We start from the raw sequence: 11,712 nt of genomic DNA, 5'->3' as shown, positions 1-11,712 counted from the left end.
TTTCACGGATCCTCTGCGACTATTTAATAGCGTCATATCACATGCAGCAAGTTGGTTTCCGGAATACGGGGCTGGCTTGCTGCATTTTTGCATAGGTTATTCACCGTACACTTAAAGTAAAAAAAGAACTTCACGCATCCGTGAAGTTCTTAAGAGCCTAAATTTTTAATTCGGTTGATTAAGTTAGTCGTATCACTAATTGTAGTGATAATTTGTGAATTTTGAAGTTTATCAATTGCCAAATGGCCATTCACGAGTACTTTATTTATTTCATCTAATATAACTTTATTTTTATCAACCAATTGTTGATGAATATCCTTTGCAATCGAAGGGACACTTCTTAGATTAAATTGTTCTATTTCCATTTTTAAATCGGATAATTGATCTTCAAGTTTCTGTTTTGTCTCTGGATTCACAGCGGCATCTTTCATCATTTGAGGTGCTTGTTCTGCAAAACCGCGCAATTTATTGATGTGTTCCGTAGCTTGATTTGCATAATCGATTGAATCATTTGCTTTGTCTAACAAGGAGCACGCACTTATTAACATTGTTGAAAGAATTAATAATAGTAACATCAGTTTCTTCATATATTGTTCACTCCCTTTCAGATACAATAATTTTTGTTATTGTTTTATTACGTTTTTCTATAGTAAGGGTTTCAGTTCGAATAAAGATGGCATTGTTTTGCAAACACAGGACATTGAGCTGGCAAAGAAATACCTGACCGAGCATTAAGATCACGCAGGATTTTGGGATACCGACTTGAATTAATGTGGGGTGAAGTAAACAGTATTGGAGTTGATAAAATGGACGCAATTAGTTCAGAAGAAGCTATTTTAGAGGACATTTTAAAGTGTTTCCACCATTTTTTTGGTTTGAAAGTGCTGAATGCTACCCCTATAAAACGTGGCTGGTTAAATCTTAAATGGCAACTCACAACGGATTCAGGACAATACTTACTTAAACAATATAATAAAGAAAGATATAAATTGTATGATCCAGAAAAGCTAATCTTTGCATTTTCTCAACAAGAAAGATTGCATCAACATGGGCTACCATGCCCTCGTTTGTTAGCACACAATAATAATGTTTTACTAAAATCAAGTAATGGAGAATTTTTTATGGCAATGGCATATTGCCAAGGCAGGATCATTCAACCAGGTAAAATTAACATACATCAAATGCATGATTTAGGTCGTGCAACAGGTAAAATGCATCGTATATTAAATGATGGGGCAGTAGGTTTAAAAAGGAGTCCTCAATTTCTTCCTCCAAGCCGTGAGAAGCGTATAGAACATTGGCATTCAACCCTGCAACAAACAAAGAGTAAAGGAAAAGCTTCACTTAGTGCTGAGGTAGAGGTACAACTTAGAGCAACTGAAGAAATTAATATAGCAATATTCGAAAACCTTGAAACGGGTTGGGCACATCGTGATTTGTGGGTTGATAATCTTCTATTTCATGACAGCCAATTATCCGCTATTCTAGATTTTGATCGGCTTAACTATGATTATCCGCAACTTGACGTCGCTCGGGCTGTAATGTCATGTGCTTTAGATGATCATTTAGATATCTCCCTCGCTTCAGCTTTGATTAAAGGGTACAGTGAAGAACAATCCGTGGCTAAAGGTTATTTAACAAAATCATTGCAGTTATTGTGGTATATGGAAAGTCCTTGGTGGATAAATGCGGATATGGATAAACATAGTGTACCTCCAACTCGTTTTGCAAAGGAAATGAACTGGCTCGCTAAAAATCTGAAGGATTTGCCTGCGATTCTAGACGATTTATAGGGGACGCGTCAGCAACGTGTCCCTTTTTTTGTCGAGCCTTTTGGATAATTCAGGATGATAGACATGCAAACCGCTCTTTTCAATTCTATTCGATCGGACAGACGAATAAATCTGTATTGATGCAATTGGAGAGGTTCATTTTGACTTTGAATTAAGCAAATCGTGTATTTTCGAGAAGCCTAATTATCAATATTCGGATAACCTAAGCCATCTTCAGCTGAGCTTAAGGAGGATATTTATATGAAGATTCCAAAAAACGAAAATGAATTAACTGCCCAGTGGCTGCAGGAAATTTTTCATGATTATGGGACGCTTTCTGATTTCGAAGTTGAACCTATTTCTGAACACACAGGGATGACAGCTCCTTTAAAACGAGTACGTCTGACGTTTGATTCGAATACCGCTTCCGAAGCTCCGACCTCTGTGATTGTGAAATTTGCCTCTCAAAAGGTACCTGATTTCATTCATCATTACTTTTATGCATCTGAGCATGGCTTTTATCAATCCGAACTTGCAGAACCGAAGCTAATTCCACTTGCCAAATGCTACTTCAGTTACTGTAATCCGGAGGAAAAGTCCTTCATTCTCGTGCTAGAAGATCTAAATCAGTACCACTCAGTTAGTTCGAAACATGCATGTAACGAGATACGATTAATGAATACGGTTACATTCCTTGCGCGACTTCACGGAAAGTGGTGGCAAAAGCCGATTCCGGGTGCACCGTGGATAAAAGGTCACGTAAGTCAAATGTCTATCGCAACCCGCGATTACTTCAAACCTGCCATCCTGAAACTCTCCCAAGCTATGAAAGATGATTTTTTAGATGATGTATCGTTGAAAATCGACAAAATCATCGAAGCGGCTAAGCGTCTTCAAAGTACTCAAACCGAAGCGGATGTAACCTTTATTCATGGGGATTGTCATTTTGAAAATTTGTTCTTTGATGATAACGATGAGTTAGCTGCAGTTATTGACTGGCAAATGACAGCAAGGATCAAAGGAGCTCACGATTTGGCTATTTTGATCGGTAAATCAATCCCCTCCAAGGTCCGTCGGGAAACCGAGCATAATCTTCTAAATCACTATCATAAGGAATTGAAAAATAGCGGTGTTTCTGGATACAGCATTCACCAGCTTCATCACGATTATTCTATTGCGCTTTTTTATAGCGGATTTAGGATGTTAGAGGCTCGTGGATATTTTTTTACTGGTACTGAAGAACAGAAACGATCGATTGAAGAATGCTTAGACCGCGTAAAAACCTCATTTGAAGATTGGAAGGTATGGGAAGCGGTTGGGATCGATTGAATTATGCTTCAGGATTATTGGAATGTCGAATTTACAAAAGGAGCTGAAGTGAATGGAATTTACAATTATTTCATATGACCCTTCCTACGCGTTGCAAACGGTTAAGATGTGGAGAGAGAGCAAGGAACAAGCGATTGGTCAAAAAGCGATACATTCTTTTGAAAATCATGTATCTTTTATGAATAACATTTTGGTCAAAAATAATAAAGTATACCTTGCTATTGAAGCTTCAACAGAGCAAGTAGTAGGCATACTAGCCTTTAACGAGAATTGGGTTAATCAATTATACATTCATACCCAATTTCAAGGGAGAGGAATTGGGAATAGGCTCCTAAACCTCGCCAAACAGCATTCTGAAGGCAGACTATTTTTATACACTTTTGAAGTCAACAAGAAAGCACAGAAATTTTATGAAAGAAACGGATTTAAGATTGTTGAGAGGGGACATGAAAATGAAGAGCAGCTTGAAGATATCAAGTATGAATGGATAAAACCATGAAGAAATTAGCGGACTACTAAACCAGCTAACAGCGTATCAACATTGTTCTCATAAATTTATCAGATAATGGCATTATACTTGCTTAAAATAAGATAAGTTAAAGAACCTTCCTTATTTACTTTGGAAGGTTTTTCATTTGGACGGAGGATTTGATGAAAAAGATAATGTTATTAGGTTCTGGCGGTTCAGGAAAGTCATCATTAGCTCAGAAAAGTAAAACGACAATCTCCTAAATTGTGGTAAAATGAATGAATGTCATGTTTCAGATATTACTAAAACTATTATCATGTTTTCCGTAATAGGATTGGAGGTTAGTTATTGATAAAATCACATTTTTTTAAATGTATTAGCACTGTCATACTACCGTTATTATTAACAAGTTGTGCTGGTTTAGGTGATTATGATATTGATTTACCGGGGGAATATTCGATTATAAGAACTTCGGCTCACCATGTAACCATAGCCCCTAAAAAAGGAGAAGGTTGGTGGGGAAGCAATATTATTCCTACTAAAGTAACTGAAGTCGCATGGAATCAAACATATATTGTTGCGAAACAACTTGATTTAAAACTAGACCCAAATAGTACAAATGGATACCAAATTCCTGATGAAACAAACTATCATTTTTGGATAATAGAGATTGCGTCAGGGAAGGTAAATGGCCCTTTAGATGATCAGGGGTTAAAAGACAAAAGAATTGAATACCACATAGCCGATGATGTTGTTTTAAAAAGCCTAGACTACTACAGGTAATTACCAGATCAAATAGATTATTGATAAAAAAATACACTTCAAGCTGGAAACGATTTGCTATGATAAGTTTAGCGTCAGGATACATACAGTTCAACTCAATAAGATAAAAGGGGGGCCGATATGCAAACTGCCGAAATTGTTCAACAAGCAATTGACTATATAGAAGAAAACCTTGAAGAGTCACTTGCGTTGGAACAGATCGCCGAGGCGGCCGCAATGTCGGTGCCCAATTTATATCGTTTGTTTTATGCCATGACAGGCCACCCCATCAAAGAATACATACGCAAAAGAAGAATTAGCGAGGCGGCATGCCTCCTGCGTCATACCGATCTCTCCACGATCGACATCGGATTTCGTTGTGGCTTTGATACTTACCAAGCGTACACAAAGTCGTTCAAGCAAAACACAGGCCTTACCCCAGGCCAATACCGGCAAGCCGAGTTGATTTACAGCTTCGAACGAATCAGCCTGAGTGAACGAGTGACCTACTCAGAGGAGCGGGAGGTATCCGAACGCTTCCCTTCCGTAAAAGTCATTCGGCTCGCCCCCCAGAAGGGGATAGGCTATTTGTATGCCGCCGAAAGTGAGGATGGATTAGAAGAAGCTGCCCTATATCAGTTCAAAGCTCAATTATCAATAAACAAACTCGATGTAGGCCAAATGAGGCTGTTCGGATGGAATGTCAATCTGGAAAGTACGAAGCCATTCGGTTACCAAATGGTCGCCATTGGTGAAGGAGAATATCCAGCGGATCACCAGGACTTACAGTCTTTTGAACTAATTGGTGGTCTTTATGCTGTTACACGAACCCCAAAGGGGTCCGGTCCCGACATCGTTGCCGCATGGAACCGACTATTGTCGGAATGGCTGCCACGTAGTACGTTCGAGCTCGGGGAGCATGGTTATTTGGAAGAATATCAGCAATTTAACGGCCAGATCGTTCGCTTGAAACTTTATCTTCCCGTGAAGCGCAGACAGGAGACGGAGACGATCAAGATATTGGAACGGCCATCGGTAGGGGTGATTGCTTTTCGAGCCCAAGGTGTCGACTGCGTAAAACATGCTGATGAGGCTTCGTTTGATTGGTTAGACAGAAACGGGTTTAGTGGCGACAGCCGGATTCAAGTATTTATGAGCTGCAGTTACGGCATTCCGCCGGGTGAATGCTATACCTATGAAGTCTATATCGCTCCACCGGAAGATTATGACCCTTCGCTGGAGAACCAAAACCAAATAACAAGTTTGGATGGCGGGCTTTATGCCTGCTTACTAACAAGAGCATACGGTTCGATGTCGGGGGTTCTCGAGCGTATTTACAGATGGCTAGTTACGTCCCCCGATTACGAACCAGATAGAGAGCGGTCCTGGTATGCCCACTACATTTTACCTGAGTCCAGTGTTGATAAAGAGTTAATAGTGGGTGGGGACGTTGAGCGATCGGTAAAAGTGATGTGCTGCGTACCCATTTCTTTACGAAAATAGAATTGGAGGACAGACCATGAGCCAAATACCTATAAATAAAGAACTGACAGAAGGCTATCGCCCAGTTATGGTTCCAAAAGCACTTAAAATGATAATTGGAGGAAAACCAATGAATGAACAACAACATACCGGAGAAGCTCTCACTCATACTACTCCGATCAAAAACAAAGTGGGAAGCATTTTTGTCCCTGTTCGAGATATCGAGAAATCTCGTAGCTGGTATTGTCAGATTCTTGGTTTGAAAGAGGCTGATTGCGAAATCATTTCCGGCCACTTATGTGCGCTGCCGATGGAAGGAACTGGTCTCATTCTAGATACCATGCCGAAGTGGGGAGGCGATCGTCCAGGTGGAGCGCCGTCCATAGAGACTCCTGCTTTTATGCTGATGACCGAAGATCTAGAAGGTTCACTACACTATATGAAAGAGCTCGGCGTAGAGCTTGTGACAGAAATCGAACATAACCATTGGTTCGTTGTGAAAGATCCGGACGGCAACAAATTAATGATTTGCCGTGAATAGCCTAAAGATGCAAACATTAGATCCGGATGAGACTAATAATAAGTTAATATAACTGGAGGATGGACCATGAGCCAAATACCAATAAATAAAGAACTGCCAGAAGGCTATCGACCGGTAGCAGTTCCAAAAGCACTTAAAATGATAATTGGAGGAAAACCAATGAATGAACAACAACAAGCCGCCGCGGTTGAGTTAGTTGAAGTGGCGCCTTTCAAGGTTTTGGCAGTACGAACGGGGATGACACCTGATAAGAGCGGAACGCGAGTGGCGTGGAGCACGCTAACAGAGCAGGTATCCCTAAAGGATACGCGGCTCACTGAGGTGCCCTCTGCATTTGTGTTCATTCCACAGGAGCAATGGGCCAAGAAAGTTGATACACTTTGGGTCGGACTGGCGGTTAGCGAGTTTGGAGAGGTACCGGATGGCATCGAGACGCTGGATGTACGCGGAGGGCTCTGTGCGAGCGCACGAGTATCCGGAGATGAGGCGCACATGTGGCGTGTATATGATGCGATGTTTGCATGGCTAGAGCAGTCGCACGATTATGAGCTTGATCGGGGTGAAGGCGTACTCGGGATGGAGACGGTACCACTTGAACCGTTGAATTCTCTCACAATTCCCTATTCGGAAATAGAAACCTTCGACTTTACGATGCTATATCCGGTGCGCAGAAAGTCGGGACTTTAATCAACACACAAGTCAAAGAAACCACGCCATGTCTAGTTTTATGCTAACATAGATAACTGGAGATGACTGTTCAGAATTAGAAAAGCCAATCGGAGAGAGGTCCGATTGGCTTTTTGTGTTGAAACGGAGTATGTCTAGTTGACATTATTATTAATCCCACATTTATGGAAATTTATTCCAATGTAATTGATAATATTTGCTTCAAGGGATCAACGGTTCCTGAATGAGCGGCGAGGATAGCACAATGAGTGTGGTTGAATCGCCGAAAGCTCCTAGTTTGTTTAAAGCGCTCTCTAGCGTTTGAAGAGATTCGGTTACAAGTTTAACGAGAAAATTGTACTGGTGTCCGCTGATACGATGCAGCTCGACCACATCACTCATTTCACTACAGTATTCCACAAAGCGGTCACATCCTTTTGTATAGAACAGAACAAAAGCAGCAATCGGCTTGTTGATTTTCTCCGGGGAGACTACGGCACGATAGTGATCTATGATTCCCTTCTCTTCTAATCGGCGCACCCGTTCCGTGACGGCAGGCTGTGACAAGGAGACGGTTTTGCCCAGATCTGTCATCGATATGCGTCCTTGCTCCTGCAGAATAAGCAAAATCTGTTTGTCTAAGTCGTCCATCTTGTAGGGCTCCTTTAATTTAAAGGTCATGTTTGTAGAATAAAAGGATTTTAAAAGATAAAAGCTCCAAAGGGATTGAAACTGCTATGGGATCAATAGGGATTATTATATAAAATTCATATAGAGAAAACAATTAGCCTTAGGGGAGAGAAATACACATGACAAATCATGAATTATTGCAGACTGCGCAAGTCGGTCATTGGAAACTTCGGACACGAATCACAATGGCGCCGATGACGCGTGGATTCGCTAACGATAATACAGGAACGGTAGGAGAGGAAGTCGTTGCTTATTATCGGCGTCGAGCTCAGGACGGGATCGGTCTAATTATAACGGAAGGCATTACGCCGTCACCAAGAGGAAAGGGTACCTTCGGAGTGCCTGGTTTATATACGAAGGAGCAAGCGAACTCTTGGCGTAAAGTGACGGAGGCGGTACATGACGAGGGCGGCACGATCGTTGCACAGCTGTGGCATGTCGGCAGGCTGACTCATCCTGATTTGATCGGCGGACTTCCGCCACAAGCCCCGTCATCCCTGCAGGCGGAAGGGCTCGTGCATAAGCTTCGCAAACCTTTCGCGATGCCAGAGCCCATAACAATCGACGAGATACGAGACGTTGTCCGTCAGTATGAGCAGGCAGCGAAGCATGCGATGGAAGCAGGGTTCGACGGCGTTGAAATCCATGGTGCGCATGGCTACTTAATCGACCAGTTCGCTTCGCCAATTACGAATCAAAGGACCGATAGTTATGGCAGTAATAGAGAGGGGCACCTTCGCTTGATGAAGGAAGTACTCGCGGCCGTCGGAGGGGTTGTCGGCATGGACCGCGTAATTGTTCGATTCTCTGAACTAAAAGATGATCAACCCGGCTTCCGCTGGCAGGATCCCGAAGTGGAAATAGATGCGTATCTCAACGTATTTCGCGAGGCAGGCTTAGGTGTGATCCATCCGTCCACGAATTCGTTCGCACAGCCTTTGGCGGACGGCTTAACCCTGCATGAGCTTGTCCGCAAACGTTGGGATGGCGCTATAATCGGTGTAGGAGGTCTGACTCCGAGTTCTGCCGCGGAGGCGATTAGCTCAGGAATCATCGACATAGCAGCGTTTGGCAAGCCAATGCTGGCCAATTCCGATTTCGTGCGGCGTCTTCGGAATGGTCAACCGTTAATCCCTTACAAGCCAGAAATTCATTTGAAGCACCTATTGTGAAATGCTGATTTTACGGATAATTCACTATACTTATGAAGGTGAAATCGTTACAATATGGAAATAAAAGTGAAATGGGAGGGTATTCCTTGGGAAGAAAAGTACTATTTTTGCTCTACGTATTAGCTATGCTACTCCCTACTAATTTTTCCTACGCGCAAATAAATTCTATCGTGTAAGCAGATTATTTTAAAACTAGACAGCACGAGTTCTTTTCTACCGATGAAGACGGAAGTATCATTTTTCTAGACAGTACCACTGGCATACTACGACGAATCAATTTGTATCAAAAGTAAAATACTATAGGTACACAAGTATTCCATGCAGAGAGCAGACCTTTATCAGGTTTGCTTTTTTTATTTTTCAGAAATGGGATCAGATGGTTGGAAAAATGAACTACGAAACTCTGGTACATAAAAAGGAGTCGGAATGTGGGAAAACTTGATGGTAAAGTTGCACTAATTACAGGAGGCAATAGCGGAATCGGTTTGACAACTACAAAATTGTTTATAGCAGAAGGTGCGAAGGTTGTGATCACAGGTCGGAATCAAACGACGCTAAACTCAGTAGCTGAGGAACTTGGCACTAATGTACTTGCAATTCAAGCGGATGCTGCTGATCCGGCAAGTATGGAAAATGCAGTGTCCCAAACAATCGCATCCTTCGGCAGACTGGACATTGTTTACGCGAATGCTGGCATTGCATCTCCTACCCCTTTAGGTGGTACTGAGATTTCGGTTTTCGAAGAAGTACTTAAGGTTAATATAACCGGAGTCTTTTTCACGGTACAAGCTGCATTGCCACATCTGAAGGAAGGAGCTTCGATTATCTTGACTGGCTCAACGCGTGCAACTGACGGTGCTTCGGGTAGATCTGCTTATGCGGCGAGTAAAGGAGCCATCAGCAGTATGGCAAGAGTTTTCGTTTCCGAACTGTCGCCACGGGGTATCCGTGTAAACACTGTGGTTCCAGGGGCAACACGCACATCCATTTGGAAAAAGACGACTCCGGAAGAAACCGCTAAACTGGAAGCTACACAAGCGCGAACGATACCGCTTAACCGTATGGGGGATCCAGAGGAAATTGCCAGTGTTGCCTTATTCCTCGCTTCCGATGACTCTTCATTTGTGCAGGGAGCAGAAATTACCGTTGATGGTGGAGCGCGTTCATCACCCTTAGGCGCACCTATTTACCGAACAGGCGCGGAAAATGGTTGAGGATGCCGTGGCCGTTTACGGTGGGCTCGACGGCGTCTATAACAACGCGGCGATCTAACGCTAATGAAAAACAAATGTTGAGGGGCTTGCTTCAAAGCAGCTCCTCTTTTCGTTCGTTCAAGTGCAATACTTACAATTCTATTAGCTGCTACCATTATTTTTGCTTTTATCTTTGTTGACAAATAGACAGACTAATTATATCCTAATATTATAATAAATAATATTATTTTAAATATTACTAGAGTTTTGAATTTATAAGAGCTTAAGAAAGGATCTTTTTCCGATTCTTTCAGAAAGAGGATTTTCTTTTTATATGATATGTAGGAGGAATTGAAAAATGGAAATAGGTGTAGATACTTTTGTCGAAACAACTCCGGATGTTCAAACAGGAGAGACCATAAGTCATGCGCAGCGATTGAGAGAGGTAGTAGAGGAGATTGTCCTTGCCGATAAGGTTGGGTTGGATATATTTGGGGTCGGGGAGCACCATCGTAAGGAATTCGGGGATTCTGCAACTGCTGTTGTGTTAGCGGCAGCGGCGTCCATGACCAAAAGGATTCGTTTAACCAGTTCGGTTACCGTGCTCTCTGCAGCGGATCCCGTACGATTATTTCAACAGTTTGCCACGCTCGATGGTATTTCAAATGGACGTGCTGAGATTATTGCGGGTCGCGGATCTATGGTCGATGCGTTCCCATTGTTTGGTTATGATTTAAAAGACTATGACGAACTTTTCGAGGAAAAATTGGAGCTATTATTAAAGCTAAGGGATTCGGAGAAGGTGACCTGGAAAGGTGGGCATAGACCGGCCTTTACAAATCTTGGTGTGTATCCGCGTCCGGTCCAGAACCCTTTACCGATATGGCTTGGCAGTGGGGGGAATTCGGAATCGGTTATAAGAGCTGGGGTACTTGGACTACCTCTTGTTTTGGCGATTATTGGCGGGAGTCCTCTGCAATTTGCTCCACTTGTTCCGCTCTATAAGAAAGCCGCAACTCATGCAGGACATGATGCTTCGAAATTAAAGATAGCCGTACACTCCCTAGGGTTCGTTGCGGAAAGTACTTCGATTGCGGTAGACAAGTATTTCCCTCCCACGCAAGCTTCGTTTAATTATTTTGGGAAAGAGCGCGGTTGGGGACATTATAGCCGTGCAAACTTCGATGCTGCACGCAGCTTAGAAGGCGCATTATATGTAGGCGATTCTGAAACGGTGGCCAACAAAATAATTCACATGTACAAGCATTTAGGCTTCTCACGATTTTTCCTTCATTTGCCTGTCGGAACTATGTCACACGAAGATGTTATGAAAGCCATTGAACTATTGGGAACGGAAGTCGCACCTCGAGTTCGGGAGGAAGTCGCAAGATTGGATGCTGAGGAAATAAAATTCTAAAAACAATAACATTCGACAAGTCTATACGGTTAAGGGTCCCATATAGCGAAGTAGTCGCTTACGAGAATCAAGATATATACGTTGAAACACGCCGCGTCATGCGCGGCTTTTTTGTTTTCGCGCAGCCTAGTATACAAGCCACCATGTGAAATTAAAATCACAGGGTGGTTTTTAGTTTTTTTAGATAGCTAAAAGGGATTGGGATAATGTTCTTGTCAT

Annotated in this window: 12 protein-coding genes; 10 read left to right on the top strand and 2 right to left on the bottom strand. The window is 42.5% G+C overall.

Translation table 11 applies throughout. The features are described from left to right. Positions 1-149: 149 nt before the first annotated feature. Positions 150-587, bottom strand: a complete 438-nt coding sequence (locus AC58QG_RS05015; protein ID WP_497360998.1) for a DUF6376 family protein — start codon at positions 585-587, stop codon at positions 150-152. A gap of 183 nt (positions 588-770) precedes the next feature. On the opposite strand from AC58QG_RS05015, the gene AC58QG_RS05010 reads away from it, so the two are divergent. The 7 genes from AC58QG_RS05010 to AC58QG_RS04980 all read left to right on the top strand — a co-directional run bounded on the left by AC58QG_RS05010 (position 771) and on the right by AC58QG_RS04980 (position 7,042). Beyond that, complete coding sequence (locus AC58QG_RS05010) at positions 771-1,793, top strand: phosphotransferase (protein ID WP_497360997.1); 1,023 nt, start codon at positions 771-773, stop codon at positions 1,791-1,793. A 240-nt stretch (positions 1,794-2,033) separates the two neighbouring features. Beyond that, entirely contained in the window at positions 2,034-3,101 is a 1,068-nt protein-coding gene (locus AC58QG_RS05005; RefSeq protein ID WP_497360996.1) for an oxidoreductase family protein, read from the top strand. 52 nt (positions 3,102-3,153) lie between these two features. Beyond that, positions 3,154-3,600, top strand: coding sequence for a GNAT family N-acetyltransferase (locus AC58QG_RS05000; protein ID WP_497360995.1), 447 nt, complete (start codon positions 3,154-3,156; stop codon positions 3,598-3,600). A 318-nt stretch (positions 3,601-3,918) separates the two neighbouring features. Beyond that, positions 3,919-4,353 carry a DUF3997 domain-containing protein gene (locus AC58QG_RS04995; protein ID WP_497360994.1) on the top strand — a complete coding sequence of 145 codons (435 nt, stop codon included), beginning with the start codon at positions 3,919-3,921 and terminating at the stop codon, positions 4,351-4,353. Between the two features lie 120 nt (positions 4,354-4,473). Beyond that, positions 4,474-5,835 carry a helix-turn-helix domain-containing protein gene (locus AC58QG_RS04990; protein ID WP_497360993.1) on the top strand — a complete coding sequence of 454 codons (1,362 nt, stop codon included), beginning with the start codon at positions 4,474-4,476 and terminating at the stop codon, positions 5,833-5,835. A gap of 16 nt (positions 5,836-5,851) precedes the next feature. Further along, entirely contained in the window at positions 5,852-6,355 is a 504-nt protein-coding gene (locus AC58QG_RS04985) for a VOC family protein (RefSeq protein WP_497360992.1), read from the top strand. A gap of 66 nt (positions 6,356-6,421) precedes the next feature. Next, the gene (locus tag AC58QG_RS04980; RefSeq protein WP_497360991.1) at positions 6,422-7,042 is read left to right on the top strand and encodes a GyrI-like domain-containing protein; all 621 of its coding nucleotides are present in this window, start codon (positions 6,422-6,424) and stop codon (positions 7,040-7,042) included. Positions 7,043-7,243: 201 nt separating this feature from the next. On the opposite strand, the gene AC58QG_RS04975 is transcribed toward AC58QG_RS04980, so the two are convergent. Beyond that, on the bottom strand, positions 7,244-7,672 hold the full coding sequence (locus AC58QG_RS04975) for an Lrp/AsnC family transcriptional regulator (RefSeq protein WP_497360990.1): 429 nt from the start codon (positions 7,670-7,672) through the stop codon (positions 7,244-7,246). 158 nt (positions 7,673-7,830) lie between these two features. Between AC58QG_RS04975 and AC58QG_RS04970 the strand changes: the two genes are divergently transcribed. The 3 genes from AC58QG_RS04970 (at position 7,831) to AC58QG_RS04960 (ending at position 11,493) form a co-directional block, all read left to right on the top strand. After that, a complete protein-coding gene (locus AC58QG_RS04970; RefSeq protein ID WP_497360989.1) occupies positions 7,831-8,883 on the top strand; it encodes an oxidoreductase in 1,053 nt (350 codons plus the stop codon). A gap of 428 nt (positions 8,884-9,311) precedes the next feature. Next, positions 9,312-10,097: an SDR family NAD(P)-dependent oxidoreductase gene (locus AC58QG_RS04965; RefSeq protein WP_497360988.1), complete on the top strand. Its 786-nt coding sequence runs from the start codon at positions 9,312-9,314 to the stop codon at positions 10,095-10,097. A gap of 337 nt (positions 10,098-10,434) precedes the next feature. Next, complete coding sequence (locus tag AC58QG_RS04960) at positions 10,435-11,493, top strand: LLM class flavin-dependent oxidoreductase (protein ID WP_497360987.1); 1,059 nt, start codon at positions 10,435-10,437, stop codon at positions 11,491-11,493. Positions 11,494-11,712 lie beyond the last annotated feature (219 nt).

The organism is Paenibacillus sp. J22P169 (genome assembly GCF_059691995.1).
This window is presented reverse-complemented; position numbering and strand designations above follow the sequence as displayed.